Origin of the sequence: Peribacillus frigoritolerans, from assembly GCF_030676415.1 — a bacterium.
Taxonomy (GTDB): Bacteria; Bacillota; Bacilli; order Bacillales; family DSM-1321; genus Peribacillus; species Peribacillus frigoritolerans_A.
Genome location: NZ_JAUUTW010000004.1, coordinates 210,462 through 227,314, shown reverse-complemented (window position 1 = coordinate 227,314; position 16,853 = coordinate 210,462). Strand labels below are relative to the sequence as shown.

General features: G+C 40.6%; 21 protein-coding genes. 16 read left to right on the top strand and 5 right to left on the bottom strand.

Features of this window, described 5'->3' with window-relative positions:
• The first annotated feature begins 50 nt into the window (after positions 1–50).
• Positions 51–500 (top strand): YlbF family regulator, encoded by a 450-nt coding sequence (locus Q8G36_RS06385; protein ID WP_305159475.1) that lies wholly within the window; start codon positions 51–53, stop codon positions 498–500.
• A gap of 199 nt (positions 501–699) precedes the next feature.
• On the opposite strand, the gene Q8G36_RS06380 is transcribed toward Q8G36_RS06385, so the two are convergent.
• Entirely contained in the window at positions 700–1,023 is a 324-nt protein-coding gene (locus Q8G36_RS06380) for a hypothetical protein (RefSeq protein ID WP_305159315.1), read from the bottom strand.
• A 138-nt stretch (positions 1,024–1,161) separates the two neighbouring features.
• On the opposite strand from Q8G36_RS06380, the gene Q8G36_RS06375 reads away from it, so the two are divergent.
• On the top strand, positions 1,162–1,437 hold the full coding sequence (locus Q8G36_RS06375) for a YlbG family protein (RefSeq protein ID WP_048684554.1): 276 nt from the start codon (positions 1,162–1,164) through the stop codon (positions 1,435–1,437).
• 54 nt (positions 1,438–1,491) lie between these two features.
• Here Q8G36_RS06375 and Q8G36_RS06370 read toward each other — a convergent pair whose 3' ends face one another.
• A complete protein-coding gene (locus Q8G36_RS06370) occupies positions 1,492–1,881 on the bottom strand; it encodes a DUF7147 family protein (protein WP_305159316.1) in 390 nt (129 codons plus the stop codon).
• A 471-nt stretch (positions 1,882–2,352) separates the two neighbouring features.
• Between Q8G36_RS06370 and rsmD the strand changes: the two genes are divergently transcribed.
• Positions 2,353–2,928: a 16S rRNA (guanine(966)-N(2))-methyltransferase RsmD gene (gene rsmD / locus Q8G36_RS06365; RefSeq protein WP_034313946.1), complete on the top strand. Its 576-nt coding sequence runs from the start codon at positions 2,353–2,355 to the stop codon at positions 2,926–2,928.
• Positions 2,929–3,420: a pantetheine-phosphate adenylyltransferase gene (gene coaD, locus Q8G36_RS06360; protein ID WP_034313942.1), complete on the top strand. Its 492-nt coding sequence runs from the start codon at positions 2,929–2,931 to the stop codon at positions 3,418–3,420. It begins immediately after the preceding gene.
• A 40-nt stretch (positions 3,421–3,460) separates the two neighbouring features.
• Here coaD and ylbJ read toward each other — a convergent pair whose 3' ends face one another.
• Entirely contained in the window at positions 3,461–4,678 is a 1,218-nt protein-coding gene (gene ylbJ, locus Q8G36_RS06355; protein WP_305159317.1) for a sporulation integral membrane protein YlbJ, read from the bottom strand.
• Positions 4,679–4,982: 304 nt separating this feature from the next.
• Between ylbJ and Q8G36_RS06350 the strand changes: the two genes are divergently transcribed.
• Positions 4,983–5,780 carry a patatin-like phospholipase family protein gene (locus tag Q8G36_RS06350; RefSeq protein WP_076366700.1) on the top strand — a complete coding sequence of 266 codons (798 nt, stop codon included), beginning with the start codon at positions 4,983–4,985 and terminating at the stop codon, positions 5,778–5,780.
• Positions 5,770–6,795, top strand: a complete 1,026-nt coding sequence (locus tag Q8G36_RS06345) for a SepM family pheromone-processing serine protease (RefSeq protein ID WP_305159318.1) — start codon at positions 5,770–5,772, stop codon at positions 6,793–6,795. The genes Q8G36_RS06350 and Q8G36_RS06345 overlap by 11 nt, the downstream gene beginning before the upstream one ends.
• A gap of 93 nt (positions 6,796–6,888) precedes the next feature.
• Here the strand turns inward: Q8G36_RS06345 and Q8G36_RS06340 are convergent, their stop codons facing one another.
• Positions 6,889–8,094 carry a nucleotidyltransferase gene (locus tag Q8G36_RS06340; RefSeq protein ID WP_305159319.1) on the bottom strand — a complete coding sequence of 402 codons (1,206 nt, stop codon included), beginning with the start codon at positions 8,092–8,094 and terminating at the stop codon, positions 6,889–6,891.
• Between the two features lie 220 nt (positions 8,095–8,314).
• Between Q8G36_RS06340 and Q8G36_RS06335 the strand changes: the two genes are divergently transcribed.
• From Q8G36_RS06335 to Q8G36_RS06320, 4 genes are all read left to right on the top strand, one after another.
• On the top strand, positions 8,315–8,836 hold the full coding sequence (locus Q8G36_RS06335) for a YceD family protein (protein WP_305159320.1): 522 nt from the start codon (positions 8,315–8,317) through the stop codon (positions 8,834–8,836).
• 65 nt (positions 8,837–8,901) lie between these two features.
• Positions 8,902–9,075 carry a 50S ribosomal protein L32 gene (rpmF, locus tag Q8G36_RS06330; protein ID WP_034313929.1) on the top strand — a complete coding sequence of 58 codons (174 nt, stop codon included), beginning with the start codon at positions 8,902–8,904 and terminating at the stop codon, positions 9,073–9,075.
• A gap of 148 nt (positions 9,076–9,223) precedes the next feature.
• Positions 9,224–9,988, top strand: a complete 765-nt coding sequence (locus Q8G36_RS06325; RefSeq protein ID WP_305159321.1) for an enoyl-CoA hydratase/isomerase family protein — start codon at positions 9,224–9,226, stop codon at positions 9,986–9,988.
• 78 nt (positions 9,989–10,066) lie between these two features.
• Positions 10,067–10,687, top strand: a complete 621-nt coding sequence (locus tag Q8G36_RS06320; RefSeq protein ID WP_305159322.1) for an RsfA family transcriptional regulator — start codon at positions 10,067–10,069, stop codon at positions 10,685–10,687.
• A gap of 44 nt (positions 10,688–10,731) precedes the next feature.
• On the opposite strand, the gene Q8G36_RS06315 is transcribed toward Q8G36_RS06320, so the two are convergent.
• Positions 10,732–11,220, bottom strand: a complete 489-nt coding sequence (locus Q8G36_RS06315) for an N-acetyltransferase (RefSeq protein WP_063231944.1) — start codon at positions 11,218–11,220, stop codon at positions 10,732–10,734.
• A gap of 461 nt (positions 11,221–11,681) precedes the next feature.
• Between Q8G36_RS06315 and Q8G36_RS06310 the strand changes: the two genes are divergently transcribed.
• From Q8G36_RS06310 to ftsL, 6 genes are all read left to right on the top strand, one after another.
• A complete protein-coding gene (locus Q8G36_RS06310; RefSeq protein ID WP_305159323.1) occupies positions 11,682–12,566 on the top strand; it encodes a 2-dehydropantoate 2-reductase in 885 nt (294 codons plus the stop codon).
• 4 nt (positions 12,567–12,570) lie between these two features.
• Positions 12,571–12,963 (top strand): DUF3397 domain-containing protein, encoded by a 393-nt coding sequence (locus Q8G36_RS06305; RefSeq protein WP_305159324.1) that lies wholly within the window; start codon positions 12,571–12,573, stop codon positions 12,961–12,963.
• A 109-nt stretch (positions 12,964–13,072) separates the two neighbouring features.
• On the top strand, positions 13,073–14,701 hold the full coding sequence (bshC, locus tag Q8G36_RS06300; protein WP_305159325.1) for a bacillithiol biosynthesis cysteine-adding enzyme BshC: 1,629 nt from the start codon (positions 13,073–13,075) through the stop codon (positions 14,699–14,701).
• A 343-nt stretch (positions 14,702–15,044) separates the two neighbouring features.
• The gene (gene mraZ / locus Q8G36_RS06295; protein WP_034313914.1) at positions 15,045–15,476 is read left to right on the top strand and encodes a division/cell wall cluster transcriptional repressor MraZ; all 432 of its coding nucleotides are present in this window, start codon (positions 15,045–15,047) and stop codon (positions 15,474–15,476) included.
• A 52-nt stretch (positions 15,477–15,528) separates the two neighbouring features.
• The gene (rsmH, locus tag Q8G36_RS06290; protein ID WP_305159326.1) at positions 15,529–16,461 is read left to right on the top strand and encodes a 16S rRNA (cytosine(1402)-N(4))-methyltransferase RsmH; all 933 of its coding nucleotides are present in this window, start codon (positions 15,529–15,531) and stop codon (positions 16,459–16,461) included.
• A gap of 34 nt (positions 16,462–16,495) precedes the next feature.
• On the top strand, positions 16,496–16,852 hold the full coding sequence (gene ftsL, locus Q8G36_RS06285) for a cell division protein FtsL (RefSeq protein WP_305159327.1): 357 nt from the start codon (positions 16,496–16,498) through the stop codon (positions 16,850–16,852).
• Position 16,853 lies beyond the last annotated feature (1 nt).

Here is a 16,853-nt window from a genome sequence, read left to right as displayed (position 1 = left end):
AGCATCTAAAAGGGAGAAATGGTAAAATGGTTGTGGAGGTGAGCTTGTTAATGCTTGCTACTATGGAAATCATCGACATTTTACAACAGGCTGATGGATTAGCTGAAATGATCCTTCATTCTGAAATAGGGGAAGAATATCTCCTTAGTTTATATAAATTACAAAGCGACAAAGAGGCCCAGCGGAAAATATCCAAGTTTACTTCGCTAAAGGATCTATTTGAAGATGTTCAAAGGTTCGGTAAATATCATCCGGATTATAAACGCATCAATTTAGAAACCAGGCAAGCTAAACGAGACATGGATATGCATCCTGCCATTGCTGAGTTTAAACGGGCGGAGACCGAATTGCAATCCGTTCTTGATGAAATAAGCGGAAGAATTGGCCGAGCGGTTTCTGAACAGGTCAAAACCCCAGCGGGGAATCCATTCTTTGTTTCATCCGGTGGATGTTCAACGGGAAGCTGCGGAACCGGCGGAAGTTGTGGATGCTCTGCTTAAGGTAATGGCCAGATCGTGAACATTTAGGCCGGTATATAAGAACATGCAGCCATCGAATTTCGACATTATTACGAGTTCGGTGGCTGTGTCATGTAAGGAACCTTCGTCGAGACAGTGGGTCAATGAACCGATGAATGTATAAAGATCCTTCCTTGTACCTTGTTTTTATCATTTTTATTCCGGACACGTTACAAAGTGATTAACTGCGATATAAAATACAATCCGGACATAGGTTGCCGCAGCAAAACATCTTTTGCTGCGGCACATAAAAACGATGCCGGAATACATATAAATGTTCTTCTTGCCGTACGAAAATGGTTTCACAATGAAGCTGCTTGCCACGCATTGAAAGGCTTGCGGCTTTTTTTATTAAGAAAGAAAGCTGACTATTATCATTTTGTGCCGGATGATAATGGATATATATAAATGGTATACCTGTGATTTTTTTTATCGAAGCTTGGGTAATTTCATCATTATCTAATAGATGATCAATAAATTGATGCCAAATTTGGTTTAAATCCATCGTTTGTTTGGCCCCCTTCACAGTGTATATATTCATAATAGTGAGAGAATTTTGTTTATAATCTTTTTTTCTTGGTTGAAAGTAAAGATTCTGCTGTGCTACACTTAGTTAAAACCTTTATAAAAGGGAGTTATTGATATGCTTGGAGCGAGACAGGGAATCATCGTCTATTTACATACATTAAAACAAGCCAAAATGCTTAGGAAATTTGGGAATATCCATTATGTTTCAAAAAAGTTGAAATATGTAGTGCTTTATACGAATATGGATGAAGTGGAACCACTAGTGGAAAAGCTGAATAATTATTCGTTCGTTAAAAAAGTGGACCTTTCTTACAAGCCTTTTTTGAAGGTGGAGTTCGAAAACTCCAAACCGGATAAAGCGAAGGAATATGATTATAAAATGGGAATTTGAAAAAAGCTGACTCATGCGGAGTCAGCCTTTTTCAATTCAGGGCATCAACATCTTTCAACTTAATGGGGGCAGATATCTATTCATACGCAAAATGCCGATTAAGTGTTGGTAGTACAACTCGATTTCTGCAAAGAGCACCGAAGGTTTCACGTCGATTTCAATAATTGGTCTATCCAGTTCCTCCGCCAAGTTCTCAAAAAGCTCATAGCGTTTGTTTTTGGTGGCATGAGGGTTCGGTATACCTTCACGGCAAATGTAAAGCGGCTGGAATTTCCCAGGATCTGTGGGCTGCATGACGATAACCAATGATGTTACCTTTTTATCATTTATAGTAGTATGCATGGCCAAAAGCCTTGCAACTCGATGTTTCTGATTGCGACCTACTTCCAGCAACTCATATATATCGGAATATCCTTGTCCAATTTCAATAAAACGTTGAATCAATTAAACCTCTCCTAACTAACTTATTATTCATTACTTTATCATTATCCCTCATAAAAGAGAAGGACAACTTCATTGACGAATCATAACAAAGGAAATTAGATATCGGAGGTTTATCAATAAAAAAAAGCCCTGCAAAAATATGCAGGGTCCTTCTATGTCTAACTAAGGACCAGAAGGCAAAGGGAGAGGAGAAACCGGAGGAAGAACTTATGGGGAAACGTAAGCCTTCTCCGCGGTTGGCAACAACACCTAAAAAGGAATGTTGTTATTCACATTATTGCCAAAAACCACTTTATTATTCAAAATGCAAAAGATTTATAAAAAGAATGGATATCTTCTTTCCATGGTCCGAAATGATAAGTTGATTACATCTTGGAAATGAAGCCGAATGGGTTTAAATATTGGCTAGCTTTTTCTAATATGTTAGGATAGGAAAGTAACAGAAATTTGTCATAAAATGTGGTGAGGATGATGAGGGTCGTTTCCGGAATTTGCAAAGGAAGACCACTTAAGGCTGTACCGGGTACGGGAACCCGGCCGACAACTGATAAAGTCAAGGAATCCATTTTCAACATGATTGGTCCTTATTTCGAAGGAGGGCTGGTCCTCGACTTGTTTGCCGGGAGCGGTGGACTGGGAATTGAAGCGTTAAGCAGAGGCATGGATAAAGCTATATTTGTCGACCGCGATTTTAAAGCAAATCAAACGGTTAAGGCAAATTTGGAACTATGCAAGTTTTCAGACCGTGCAGAAGTTTATAAAAATGATTCAGAGCGTGCACTGAAGGCTTTGGTGAAAAGGGAAATGACTTTTGAATTGATTTTTCTTGATCCACCTTATAAGAAACAAAAGCTAGTCGAGATTCTTGAAGAAATACATAAATACCGATTGCTGAACGATATGGGATACATTGTTTGTGAGCATGGCCATGATGTTACATTGCCAGAAAAAGTTGGTGACTTTACCGTTAAGAGAAAAGAAGTTTATGGCGTCATTGCCGTTACGATTTATCAATGGGGAAACGTACACGAACAGGGGGAACTATGAATGTCCAAAATAGCGATTTGTCCGGGGAGTTTTGATCCAATAACATTTGGTCATCTTGATATCATTCAAAGGGGAGCGAATGTTTTTGATGAGGTATATGTGGTAATCGTGAACAATTCAGCGAAAAATTCACTTTTTACAGTGGAGGAGAGACTGGAATTGATTACTGAAGCCACTGCCCATATGCCGAATGTTAAAGTGGATTTCTATCAGGGATTGACGGTCGACTATGCTGAAAGCGTTTCCGCGAATGCCATCATCAGGGGATTGAGGGCGACTTCCGATTTTGAATATGAAATGCAGGGAACTTCGATGAACCGATTCCTTAACAATAAAATAGAGTCATTCTTTATCATGACGAAAAATCAATATTCTTTCTTGAGTTCAAGTATTGTGAAAGAGGTTGCGAAGTATGGCGGGGATATCTCCGAACTGGTGCCAAGCGTCGTCCAGAAAGCTCTGGCCAAAAAGTATGAGGAACTAAAAGGATAGAAAAAAGAGCATTGCCAACGCGCAATGCTCTTTTTTCGGTTTACGGAAGGCCTTTGAATAGCCTTTTGGTAAATATGATGATGTATAGGAACAAAAACACGAGTGTTAGAATGGGGCCGAAATCAAGCATGTTCTGATATAGGGAATTCGCGTGTTCACCGGATCCACTGACTGGGAATGCGTTTATCGGGCTGCCGCTGTACATATTGCCTTTATAGAATGGTTCCCAAAGCAAGACGGTAATAATGGATGCCAGAAGGCCATGTGCTATCCTAGCCAGAAAAAAGGGAGTGAAACGAATGTCTGTTGCGGCAATGATGCTGGCAACTTGCGCTTGAATGCTGAAACCGTTGAAAGCTAAGATGAAACTTGTCATCACAGTTTGCTGAAAGAGTGTCGCATCTTCGACCGTACTGGTTAATTTTGAACCAAGAGTCATTTCAAACATGCCTGATATGAAGGGAAGGCTTAAGGAATTGGGGAAATTAAAAATATGTAAAATTCCTCCGACCCCAGATGCTAGCAATTCGGTAATGTTCATATGAAATAAAAGCTTGTTCACCACCGAAAAGAGAATGATGAACCCCCCGATCATTAATAGGGTTTGAATGGATGAGAGTACCGCATCTCCAAGTAAACTGCCAAATGGTCTTGTTTCTTTTATTCTGGTTCGATGCATTTGGCTAAAGGCTTGTCTTATGGAGGGGAGCTTGGTCATTACTTTTGTATGGGATTTTTCTTCTTTCCAACGGTAAAAACGCATGATGATACCTACACAAAAATTTCCTAGGTAGTGGGAAAGTGCAAGGATGATACCTAAATGAGGATTGTGGAAAAAACCAACGGCAACGGCAACGAACAGGAACAATGGATTAGATGAATTAGTAAAACAAACGAGTCTTTCAGCTTCAATGCGGGTCAATTGTTCTTCCTGACGAAGCCTTACAGTGAATTTCGCTCCAGCTGGAAACCCTGATGCAAGTCCCATCGCCCAAACGAAACCGCCTACTCCTGGTACACGGAATAAGGGACGCATAAATGGTTCAAGCATGACGCCAATGAACCTGACAACCCCAAAACTGATTAATAACTCCGAGAAAATCAAGAAAGGTAGAAGTGAAGGGAAAACAATTGTCCACCAAATATTCAGTCCGCCTTTGGAAGCTTCAAAGGATTCTTGGGGGAAGATGATCAAGCCAACTGCCATCATCGTGACGGAGGTAGCTAACAGTACTGTTTTAGATTTTGATTTTAGCAAAATTCAGCCTCCTCTTGAAGGTTACTAAATAAGGGCAGTTCGTTTCGTATATAATAAAATATGAACTTCCTTTTCTCGAAAGTAAGCGCATGATGGAATGTGGATTGTACCGACATATATAAATGAGAATGATCCGCACAATGGAATTTCAATGCAGCCTTTTTCATTGGCTACATAGTTTACATTTGCCGTGCTTGTTTCACTGTCAATATAAATAATATGCTTCTATAAATCCGTTTAAGACCATAACTTTGAATGAGTGTTATTTCAATATTTTGAACTAGTTATAGCGGGAGGGATATCTTTGTCGAAACCAAAGGTCGGGCTTGCACTTGGGTCAGGAGGAGCGAGGGGGTTTGCACATATTGGCGTGATAAAGGTATTACAGCAAGAAGGCATTCCAATAGATATGATTGCTGGAAGCAGCATGGGAGCTATGGTGGCTGCATTTTATGGAGCGGGTTCGGATATCGAGAGGCTGTATAAGTTGTCCCGTGCATTTAAGAGAAAGTATTATTTAGACTTCACCATACCTAAAATGGGCTTCATTTCGGGTAAACGGACAAAGGATTTAATCAGGGTATTTACATATGGTAAAAAATTTGAAGAACTTGATATTCCTGTGGCCGTGGTCGCCACTGATATAAAAACGGGGGAAAAAGTCATTTTTCAGGAAGGTCCCATCGCACCGGCTGTAAGGGCAAGCATCTCCATTCCCGGCATTTTCACTCCTGAAAAAATCGGAAACCGGCTGCTTGTTGATGGCGGCGTTGTTGACAGGGTTCCTGTTTCAGTAGTGAAAGATATGGGAGCAGACATCATAATTGGTGTGGATGTAGCCCACGTGAAACAGGATATGGAGATAAACTCCATCTATGACGTCATCATGCAAAGTCTCGATATCCTGCAAATGGAGCTGGTTAAAAGCAGGGAGTTTGCTTCAGACGTCATGATACGCCCCAGGGTTGAGAAATACAGCTCGAAATCATTTACAAACGTACAGGAAATAATTAGTATTGGAGAAGAAGCTGCAAGAGGAAAGATAGATCAAATTAAGCAGAGCATTGTTACTTGGAAGGAGTCCTTTGAAGATGAGCCGTAAAATATATGTACGCACTTTCCTGGTGGTGGCTATACTTCTCATAGCATCAGCCCTTTATTCCCTACCTTTTTATGTATCTAAACCAGGAATGGCTAAAGAATTGGAGCCAATCATTGAGGTATCAGGAGGAGATGAAGCAAAAGGAAGCTTTATGTTAACCACTGTAAGGATGGGCCGGGCGAATATATATTCCTACATGCTGGCGAAATGGAGCAAATATCAGGAGCTTTATCCGGAAACCTCCATTCGAAGCGAAGATGAAACAGATGAAGAATATAATATTAGGCAGCTGCACTTAATGGATGGTTCTAAAAATAATGCCATTCAGATCGCATATGAAAAAGCTGGGAAAGAAGTCGATTACGAGTACCTGGGTGTATATGTTTTGGACGTGCTAGAAGGAATGCCGGCAGTTAAAGAGCTGAAAGCGGGCGATCAAATCATTCAGGTCGATGATGTTAAATTCAAGTCTGCACAGGAATTCATGGACTATATTAACGGAAAGAAGGCTGGAGATGAAGTTAAAATAGTGTATAAGCGGGAAGAGACGGAGAAAACGGCCGTTCTTGCATTGCAGCCTTTTAAAAATGACCCAAATAGGGTTGGAATAGGCATTTCGCTGGATGATAACCGAAAAGTGACCACAAAACCGGCGATTGCCATAGATTCAGAACAAATAGGCGGTCCTTCAGCTGGTTTAATGTTTTCATTGGAGATTTATAATCAATTGACAAAAGGCGATCTTACAAATGGCTATGATATAGCTGGTACAGGAACGTTGTCTGATGATGGGACAGTCGGTCCAATTGGCGGGATCCAACAGAAAATAGTTGCAGCAGATAAATCTGGAGCCGAAATATTCTTTGCCCCAAATGAAAACGGAGCAGCAGGTTCGAATTATGAAGATGCACTCATTGCAGCAAAGGATATCGACACGGACATGAAGATCGTGCCGGTTGACAACTTTGAGGATGCAATAGCCTATTTAACGAAACTGAATGGAAAAGAAAAATGAAAAAAAGCGCAGGCAGTCATCTACTGTTTGCGCTTTTTTTTGATGATTAGGAGTTTACTCTAAAGGGTGGACGGGCCAAGCTTAAACCATTCTTCATTTGGAAATGATGGGAGATTCATATTCCCGTTTCATCAATGCAGCTTGATGCGGTTCGGGCAAGCCCAGTGCATACACCTGTGCCGCTCGCAAGTCCGTATCGATGTCCTGCTTCTGATAGGACGAAAGTTTAGAGATGAGCGGGAGGGGTAAGCCTTTTTTTACAGTGCGAAGATATTCTTGTCCTCGGCCATTCATGCCAAGAAGTCTGATATAGGCTGGTTGGTCATTGTGAATCACCTGTTCCTTTAATGTATGGGTCAATATATGGACACACATCCGTTGTAGTCGTGTCCATGTGTAGCGTTTTGTCTTCAGTGCTGCCATGAATCCAGAAAAGCTCGAAGATTGTTTGGCCATCTCCTTTATTCGGTGTTCTATGCCTTCCTCAATTTCGTATATCCCTGCCAATTCGGTTAAAGAGGAAGAAAAGACTCGGTATTTCAACATGGGCCAATACATTTCCCAGTCATGTAAGGCATGGTAGTGCGTTAAATATTGCTCAAGACCACTCATCGTCGGCTGAGGAATATAACTGGAAACAGAATGTAATTCCTGGTGTTCATGGATAGCTTTACGTATCCCCGTTGCGCTGGCAATAGGGTCTTTGGACAACTTTGTTTCATGGTATCCGGCAGCGACCCTTTGAATTGTATATGGGCGAATGGAGTAGCCGTTTGAAAGTGCAGCACTTACATATTCCTTTCCAAGAATATTATTTGGCTTCGTCAAATCCAATCCCGCATCATCATTGATGATCGATCGATAAGCCTGGGCAGCACTCGCCGGATAACTATTACCGGCATCCATAGCCGATTTAATTGCGGCATCGAATGCAGCGGAATTATCCGAAAGAATTCTGTGGGCGGTGATGAACGGTTCAATTCTGCCATCCTCGCTTCCGAAGCAAAAGGAGTCACAGCCAAGGGATTCTAAAAGGGAAATAGATCCTTTTGCAAATATTTCCGCCTTCTGTGTCGCGAAAGCATAGGGCAGCTCAATGACAAGATCTATGCCGCCATTCAAAGCCATTTCGGCACGTGTCCACTTGCTGACGATAGCGGGTTCGCCACGCTGTAAGAAGGGCCCGCTCATAACAGCCACCACAACATCTGCCCCTGTTTTTTCTCTACTTTCTCTTGCATGTAAAACATGTCCATTATGAAAAGGGTTATATTCGACTACTAAACCGCAAGCTTTCATTCGTTCACCTCAGAGAAAAACTTTGTATTTTATCAACTTAGTGCTAAAATAGTATTTCAAGTAAAATTACTATAAGTAATCGTCCGGATTTTTTGTTTCTGAAATGATCCTTAAACTTAGACAATTAGTTAGGATGACTACATTATAGTGTAAAGAAAAAATATTGACAAACTTATAATTGAAAGCTATAATTATTTTTGTTGCCTTGAGGTGATTTCATTTGAAATGGACGATTAGTCAACTTCAAAAAATTCGGGACAAAGATTTACGGTTTGATGAACTGGTGGATGTCTTGGACATTAGAGAAAGAGACCCGCAAATTCGCGATGTTTCTCCGATCAGAGTAGCAGGAAGAGCTGATATCAGTTCGACCGAGATTACTTTTCACTTGCATCTTTCAGGTGAATTAACATTACCTTGCTCCCGTACACTGGTAGACGTTAAATATCCGATTGATATTGATACAAAGGAAACCTTTCTTTTAAAGGCAGATGACGCTGATTTCTACGGAGATGATGTCACTGTTGTGGAAGGTGACGTTGTAGACCTAATACCGGTAATTAAAGAAAATTTATTGCTAGAAATTCCGATGCAGGTTTTTTGTGAGGATGTCGATTCGAACGAAGCTGCTCCTCAATCCGGGAAAGACTGGGCTCTTATTTCTGAAGAGGAAAATGAGCATAAGGTTGATCCGAGATTTGCAAAGCTTGCCGACTTTTTTGACAACAATAAAGAATCTTGATTGGAACGAAAAATCGTTAATCCGATTTTTCCAGCTTTTTTATATTTTTTAAGGAGGTGGGAATAATGGCTGTACCTTTTAGAAGAACGTCGAAAACTGTAAAAAGAAAACGTCGTACGCACTTCAAGCTTCAAGTACCTGGTATGGTAGAATGCCCGAGCTGTGGTGGAATGACTCTTTCACATCACGTTTGTAAAGAATGTGGAACATATAAAGGAAAAGAAGTTGTCGCAAAATAATTTCTTGACCTACTTGAGAGCTTTGCTTTCTTGATGCAACACGCTAATCAAAGCGCAGGGATTTTTCTCTGTGCTTTTTTTACAAATGAATTTGGCAGAATATTTTGAATCATCTATGTTTTCCGATGATTTTGGAGAAGGTGTTTACATGGATCAGGTGATTGAAGTTGAAAAAGATAAACGCGGTTTCATGAAGCTCCTATTTAATAGACCGGAGAAAAGGAATGCCGTGAATTATCAATTGATGGACGAACTTGAGTCGATATTGTCAGAAGCTGCATGCGATGATGAAGTTAAGTTGCTAGTCCTAACAGGGGCGGGCTCTGAGGCATTCTGTTCAGGTGGGGATCTAAGGGAATTTCAGGATTTGCATACAGAAGAAGAGGCCTTTGCTATGTTATCGAAAATGGGTGAAATTCTGTATAAACTAGCAGTTTTCCCAAAACCAACAATAGCGCTCATCAATGGAAGTGCTTTCGGCGGGGGATGTGAAATAGCGACAGCTTGTGATTTCAGGTTAGCAAAGAGCGAAGTTAAGCTAGGGTTTGTACAAGGTACACTAGGGATAACGACAGGCTGGGGCGGAGCTTCACTTTTACTTGAAAAAATACCAGAGCAAAAAGCGCTAAAGCTATTATTGGATGCAAAAATACATAAAGCTGAGGAAGCAAAGGAATTTGGTTTCGTAGATGAGATAGTTGGAGAAGGTACAGATGGATGGGAAAGGTTCGCGGAAGATTTTCTTCGCCATGAGACAGGGGTATTGATGGCCTATAAACGCTTGCTGGTCCATAAATGGCAGGGTAGCGGGCTAAAAGGAAGAATGGATGCGGAAATCCGGGAATGTTCTAAACTGTGGGCGAGTGATGAGCATCATGCTGCAGTCGATCGTTTTTTAAATAAGAAAAAATAAATATTACACGCTCTATATATCTTCTATCTTTCCTAGCATGTGCATATTATGAATTAAAACTTGCTGGGAGGTAGAGAGATGACGATTGCGAGACAAGATGCATGGACTCATGATGAGGATCTGTTGTTGGCTGAAGTGGTACTAAGGCATATACGAGAAGGCAGTACACAATTAAAGGCGTTTGAAGAAGTGGGGAAACAGTTATCGAGGACATCTGCTGCTTGTGGGTTCCGTTGGAATTCATTTGTAAGGAAGCAATATAAATCAGGGATAGAGCTGGCGAAAAAACAAAGGAAAGAACAGGTAGTCAATAACCCTGAAATGGAAAGGGATTCGGTTGCAGCGGTGGAAAATGTCACGATTGAAGAAAAGACGACCGAGCATGAAGATAAAGAATCTATTACCCTTCAGGAAGTTATATTATATTTAACCAAAATGGATGAATTCTTTCAGCTTGATAATAAGGAAAAAGAACGGATTTCTGAGCGGTCCCTATTTCTTGAACGGGAAAATGTCCGATTACTGGAAGAGAATGTTTTGCTTAAAGAAAACCTGAAAGCTGTTGAGGAAGATTATCGTGCGTTAATGCAGATTATGGAGCGCGCAAGAAAACTTAGTGTACAAGAGGACGAAAAGGCGAACCCGAAGGTGAGTTTTCAAATGGATAAGAATGGTAATCTGGAAAGAGTCAATAAATAAAAAATGCGGGTGGGAAAATCCGCCCGCATTTTCTTGATATTTCCTTATTCTTGTGTATCTATTTCTTTATTATCTTGTATGTCAAATGGGCTCCAAATCAGCGGGTTTTCTCCGAGGTCCCTGTCCAAATCATAGGAAACAGCAGAAAAACCCATCTTTTTCCAAAAGTCTTGTGAATGAACTCTTGGGTTGGTTTTGATAGGCATGTTCAGGCTTTTGGCGAATTCGACCAAAGCTCTTCCATAACCTTTTTTCTGATAGTTAGGCAGGACTTCAAGTTTCCAAAGAACAAGGAAGTCCCTGGAATTGTCAAAATACTGGTCGAATTTAGCGCTTCTTTTATACAGGCTCATGCGGGCTACAAGTTTGTCGCCATAAAAGATTCCGTAAAAAGGTGATTGGCTGTCATTTTCGATGATGTTACCCTCTAAATCATCTAGCATGGACAGTTCCTGTATCCCGTATTCTTTGAATTTTTTGAATTCCTCAAGCGTTTTAAAATTTACAAGTAATCGTTCCACCTTGTATTCCATAAAAAAGCTCCCCCTTAATTCTGATAAACCTCTTCCGATAGTAACCTTTGAAAGTCATCCCACTGATCTTTACCATGTGGAATTTCAGCTTAGGTTAAATCTAGTATGACATCATCGACTTATCCCAGCTGACTAAACGCTTATAGCCTTTTATCCCCCGCCCTTTTCCCTTCAATTTCCCGTGGGTTGAGATTGGAGTTATCTTTTGTTCCTATAAAGTCTTCAAATTGGCTAAGCTTTTCGTATCTAATATACCATTAAATTAACGCTTAAAGAAGAAAATATCTTCAATGGAGTATTAATCATTCTTTCCCTTGATATTTATGGTGAGCCTTATTGATGGCAGTTCAAGTTCATTCAATCAGATTGGCGGCGTTTTCCAACGATGGAAAATTGGTGCAGGATAAAAAAGATAATGTGATAAAATAGTAAATATATTTCAAAAAGTAAGGAAGGGTATTATGAGAATTGGAATCATTGGGGGAGGGGCCATCGGGCTGCTGTTTGCGTCTCATTTAAGTGAAAAGCATAGTGTGACTCTCTATACACATACTGCGGATCAGGCGTCCATCATCCAATGTGATGGAATCCGACTTATTGCGGATGGTGAAAGCAGGCTGCTGACAGGCATCATTTCTAAGGGTCTGGATGATGGGATATCAGATGTGGATCTTCTTATATTGGCCGTCAAGCAATATCACCTGCCGCAAATACTGCCTAGCATCGAAGGTATTCAGGTTCCATTGCTATTCTTGCAGAATGGCTATGGGCATATTTCTTATTTAAAGCAGCTTCAATCCCCGACCATATATGTGGGGGTAGTGGAGCATGGGGCATTGAAACATGACGAGAATACCGTGGAGCATACAGGGCTCGGCATTACAAGGATCGCTTCCTTTAAAGGGGAACTTGAGCAACTATCGTTAGTGAATGAAAGGATCGATCATTTTCCTTTTACGAAGAGTGAGGATTTTCACTCGATGCTTATCGATAAGCTTGTCGTTAATGCCGTGATAAATCCATTAACAGCGATACTTGGTGTGGAAAATGGCGGTTTAATCACTAACTCCTTTTACTACCAATTATTTCAAGATCTTTTTAAAGAAATCTCCTGTATTTTGGAAGTTCAAAATAAGGATGAGTCATTTGAACATGTGAAATCCATTTGTATGGCAACTGCGGAAAATCGATCGTCCATGCTAAAAGATTTAGAAAATGGCCGTAAAACGGAAATTGATGCTATTTTGGGTCATATCCTCTCGGAGGCAAAGAGTAAAGGGAAAAGTGATTCCCTGACGTCTTCTCTATATAAGATGGTCAAAGGAAAAGAGTCTCAGGGGGGATGAGAATGTGCCGTACGTAGTTTCAAGCCTTGCCGCGATATTCATTACCTTGCCTTTCGTAGGGTATATACTTTTTTTTATAAGTGCCAAACAATTCACTGGAAACCATAGGCGCTCCGTTCAATTTGCAATGGACATGAGTACGCTGCTGTTCGTAATATCCGTCCATTATTTGATCATTACAATTTGGGATAAGCAAATTCTTTGGGTGATCATGCTCATCATGATCATCAACGCATTCGTCGTGGTCCTTGTCCATTACAAGGTAAAAGAAGAAATCATTTTCCATAAGGTATTAAAGGGTTTTTGGAGAGTGAACTTCGCCTTCTTTTTTGTAGCTTACCTTCTATTATTTTCCATTGGTATAATTACAAGTATTACGAAGATATTGACTACATAACATAGAACATCGCATCAATTTTCTGCTGCTGGGCAACTTCTTTTGTTTTCTTAAACCGGGATGTTATACTCTAAAAAGAATTGTAGTTGCAGAGAAAGGGAGAACAGAAATGGAGATGAAAGATCTCGCGTTACCATCTTTAAACCGTTTTGCATCGGACTATTTACAAAACCGTCTTGAAACGGAGGATTATTTTCATTATGACTTGTCTAAGCCTGACAGTTATCTCAATAGATATAATGAATTGATGAACCGCTCTTTTTCACGTGATGAATTGTCGGATTACATACAACAATACATGTCTCGTCTTTCATTCAGTGAGGCAGTTAAGGGGAATATTGAAAGGTTGCGCAGGGATGATTCCGTGGTTGTGATTGGAGGACAGCAGGCTGGGTTATTATCAGGGCCGCTGTATACCATTCATAAAGTGATTTCGATCATTAAGCTTGCGGAAGAACAGGAAAAAAAACTGGGGCAGCCAGTCATTCCAGTTTTTTGGATAGCTGGAGAAGATCATGATTTGGCTGAAGTCAATCATGTTTATGTTATGAAAAACGGTAAACCCGATAAAAAGTCCTATCCTTCCTATCAACCGTATAAAACAATGGTTTCTGATGTGGAGCTGGAAACGGAAAAGGCAGAGAAGTGGCTTGAGGAAATCATTGAAACATATGGAGAAACGGCCTTTACGAATAAACTCCTGATTGATATGAAGGAAACCATTAAGCAATCGAATAACTTCGTCGATTTCTTCGCCAGGCTGATTCATGAATGGTTCAAAGAATATGGCCTATTGCTAGTCGATGCCGGAGATCCGGAATTAAGGCGAATTGAGAAGCCATACTTTGAATCGATGGTCAATGAAAGTGGCCGGATTGCTGAAGTGGTCGAGGAACAGCAATCATTCATGCATGCGAAAGGGTATGCAAAAATGATTGAAATGGATAAACGGGCAGCTAATTTATTTTATTATGATCCAGAAAAAAAAGATCGATGTTTACTTGAACGTGTAGAAGGCGGTTTCAGCGGAAAAAACGGTGAGGTATCATTTACCGGGGAGGAACTTTTGCAGATAGCCAAAAATCATCCAGAACGATTAAGCAACAATGTCATTACCCGCCCGCTCATGCAGGAAATGCTTTTCCCTGTATTGGCTTTCGTTTCTGGGCCAGGGGAAATAGCCTATTGGGCAGAATTAAAAAAGGTATTTGAGTTGTTTTCCATGAAGATGCCGCTAATCATACCTAGGTTAAACATCACGCTGGTAGAGCGCAGTATCCATAGCGATCTAGAAGAAATGAAACTCAGTTTGGAAACTGTTCTGACTGAAGGAACCGCTAATGCTGTGAAAACATACCTTGATTCCGTGAAAGATGAGACGATTGACACCCTGTTCGGGACGCTGAAATCACAGCTTGAAGAGAACCATGAAAAGCTATTTGTCCATGCTGTCTCTTTAGATAGAGGACTTGAGCCGATGTTGAACAAAAACATTGAATTCATTCAAAAGCAATTGGATTTCATGTACGGTAAAATCGGTGACCGTACAAAGGAACGACATTCGTTCATATTGAAAAAATATGAACGGATAGCAAATTCACTGTACCCTCTTGGATCACCCCAGGAGAGGATTTGGAATGTGCTTTATTACTTGAATCAATACGGGCCAGAGTTCGTACGGGATATGATGAAACTGGAATACCGGTTCAATAATCAGCATAAATTGATTTTCATTTAGAAAACCACCCGTTTTGGGGAAAAGTGGCGGACAAATCAATTTGAATAGGGTTGCCACAAACCAATCCTGACTGAGGGATTAAAAAGTGAAAAAAAAGACAGGTGCTAAAGCCTGTCTTTTTTTCTGTTTCCTGGGCATTTGTCAGGTAGTGCATCGACAGTAATAGTGGGACTGCGTCTTAGTATGAGTCCATTCGAGGGAAATGCACGTTTCTTTGAATAATTTGGCTAAATAAACTTAAGTAGAAAAGAAGGGAATTTTTACTTGGAAGGAGAAAGTAAAAACAAGTGGAGAAAGGTGGGGGAATGTGGTACATTGAGATTAGAATGTGGGGGTAGTGGGTATGTTCATGGGAGAGTACCATCATAACATCGATATAAAGGGCCGTTTGATAGTCCCAGTGAAATTCAGGGAAAATCTTGGGGAGCAATTTGTCCTTACCCGCGGACTCGATCAATGTTTATTTGGTTACCCTATGGAAGAGTGGAAGCTGCTAGAAGAAAAGCTAAAAGCCCTGCCTTTAACAAAAAAAGATGCCCGAGCCTTTACCCGTTTTTTCTTTTCTGCAGCTACAGAGTGCGAAATTGATAAACAAGGGCGAATTAATATCCCCACGCCGCTTACTTCATATGGCCAATTGGAAAAAGAATGTGTAATTCTTGGTGTTACCAATCGTATTGAGATTTGGAGCAAATCCCTTTGGGAAAACTATTTTTCAGCTTCGGAGGATTCTTTCGCTGAGATAGCAGAAAATATGATTGGCTTTGATATTTAAGGCTGCCCTCAGAAATAGAGTCACTCAATAACCGATTGGAAGGATGTCTAGCATGTTTCAACATACAACAGTGTTATTAAAAGAGACGGTTGATGGATTGAACATCAAACCTGATGGAATTTACGTGGATTGTACTTTAGGAGGAGCCGGTCACAGCGAATACTTACTTTCACAGCTCTCTGACAAGGGTAGGCTTTATGCTTTTGATCAGGACGAAACGGCGATTCGGAATGCTAAGGAAAAATTGGAAAGCTATGGCGAACGTATTGTTCTAATTCCTAATAATTTTAAATACTTAAAAGAAGAGTTGAATGCCCGGGGAATCGAGAAAGTGGACGGGATTCTTTATGATTTAGGCGTGTCATCCCCACAATTGGATACACCAGAGCGTGGTTTCAGCTATAACCATGATGCACCTTTGGATATGAGGATGGACCAAAGTGCTTCAATTTCTGCCTATGATGTGGTGAATACGTGGTCATTCCATGATTTGCTGAGAATTTTCTTCCAATATGGAGAAGAGAAGTTTTCGAAACAAATTGCCAGGAAAATTGAAGCGGCACGTGAAATAAAACCGATTGAAACGACGTTCGAACTTGTGGAGTTAATTAAGGATGGGATACCGGCCCCGGCAAGACGGAAAGGCGGACACCCTGCGAAACGAGTGTTCCAAGCAATAAGAATCGCTGTGAATGATGAACTTGGTGTCTTTGAAGATTCCTTGGAGCAAGCCATATCGCTTTTGGATAAAGAAGGAAGAATATCTGTCATTACATTCCATTCGCTTGAAGATAGAATTTGTAAAACGGTATTTAAAAAAGCAAGTGCCCTTCCGGACCTTCCGCCTGGACTTCCAATTATCCCGGATGAATTCAAGCCACCTATGAAAATAATTACGAGAAAACCGATTTTACCTTCAGAAGAAGAATTGGAAGGGAATAATCGTTCCCGGTCGGCTAAGCTAAGAATCGCCGAAAAGCAATAATTCCAGAAAATAAAATCAGTAAGGGGGAACATGAATGAGTTCCATAGCCAAAAAAATACAAGAACAGCAATATGAAGACCAACAGCAGCAACAGACACATCAAACAGTGGTCATCCGTAAAGCGAAGATATCCATTGGTGAAGTTTTCTTACTATGTGCCCTTGCTATCATGGTTACCTTTATGGGAGTGAAAATAGTCTCTAATCAAGCGGCCATCTATGAAACGAATAAAGAGATCCAGCTAGTGGAAAGTTCAATTGAAAAACAGGGTAAAGTGAATGATGATTTAGAAGTGCAGGTTGCTGAACTTAGTACATACGAAAGAATTTGGAAAAAAGCTGCAGCGCTAGGGTTCAAGTTAAATGAGAATAATGTGAAGGGTGTGCAGTGAT

What these genes read in the sequence shown, in the direction of transcription:
- Q8G36_RS06310 (WP_305159323.1), top strand. Translation starts at nt 11,682, where the DNA reads ATGAGAATTGGAATCATTGGGGGAGGGGCCATCGGGCTGCTGTTTGCG.
- rpmF (WP_034313929.1), top strand. Translation starts at nt 8,902, where the DNA reads ATGGCTGTACCTTTTAGAAGAACGTCGAAAACTGTAAAAAGAAAACGT.
- Q8G36_RS06385 (WP_305159475.1), top strand. Translation starts at nt 51, where the DNA reads ATGCTTGCTACTATGGAAATCATCGACATTTTACAACAGGCTGATGGA.
- coaD (WP_034313942.1), top strand. Translation starts at nt 2,929, where the DNA reads ATGTCCAAAATAGCGATTTGTCCGGGGAGTTTTGATCCAATAACATTT.
- Q8G36_RS06315 (WP_063231944.1), bottom strand. Translation starts at nt 11,220, where the DNA reads ATGGAATACAAGGTGGAACGATTACTTGTAAATTTTAAAACGCTTGAG.
- ftsL (WP_305159327.1), top strand. Translation starts at nt 16,496, where the DNA reads ATGAGTTCCATAGCCAAAAAAATACAAGAACAGCAATATGAAGACCAA.
- Q8G36_RS06320 (WP_305159322.1), top strand. Translation starts at nt 10,067, where the DNA reads ATGACGATTGCGAGACAAGATGCATGGACTCATGATGAGGATCTGTTG.
- Q8G36_RS06375 (WP_048684554.1), top strand. Translation starts at nt 1,162, where the DNA reads ATGCTTGGAGCGAGACAGGGAATCATCGTCTATTTACATACATTAAAA.
- mraZ (WP_034313914.1), top strand. Translation starts at nt 15,045, where the DNA reads ATGTTCATGGGAGAGTACCATCATAACATCGATATAAAGGGCCGTTTG.
- Q8G36_RS06345 (WP_305159318.1), top strand. Translation starts at nt 5,770, where the DNA reads ATGAGCCGTAAAATATATGTACGCACTTTCCTGGTGGTGGCTATACTT.
- Q8G36_RS06380 (WP_305159315.1), bottom strand. Translation starts at nt 1,023, where the DNA reads ATGGATTTAAACCAAATTTGGCATCAATTTATTGATCATCTATTAGAT.
- rsmH (WP_305159326.1), top strand. Translation starts at nt 15,529, where the DNA reads ATGTTTCAACATACAACAGTGTTATTAAAAGAGACGGTTGATGGATTG.
- bshC (WP_305159325.1), top strand. Translation starts at nt 13,073, where the DNA reads ATGGAGATGAAAGATCTCGCGTTACCATCTTTAAACCGTTTTGCATCG.
- Q8G36_RS06325 (WP_305159321.1), top strand. Translation starts at nt 9,224, where the DNA reads ATGGATCAGGTGATTGAAGTTGAAAAAGATAAACGCGGTTTCATGAAG.
- rsmD (WP_034313946.1), top strand. Translation starts at nt 2,353, where the DNA reads ATGAGGGTCGTTTCCGGAATTTGCAAAGGAAGACCACTTAAGGCTGTA.
- Q8G36_RS06340 (WP_305159319.1), bottom strand. Translation starts at nt 8,094, where the DNA reads ATGAAAGCTTGCGGTTTAGTAGTCGAATATAACCCTTTTCATAATGGA.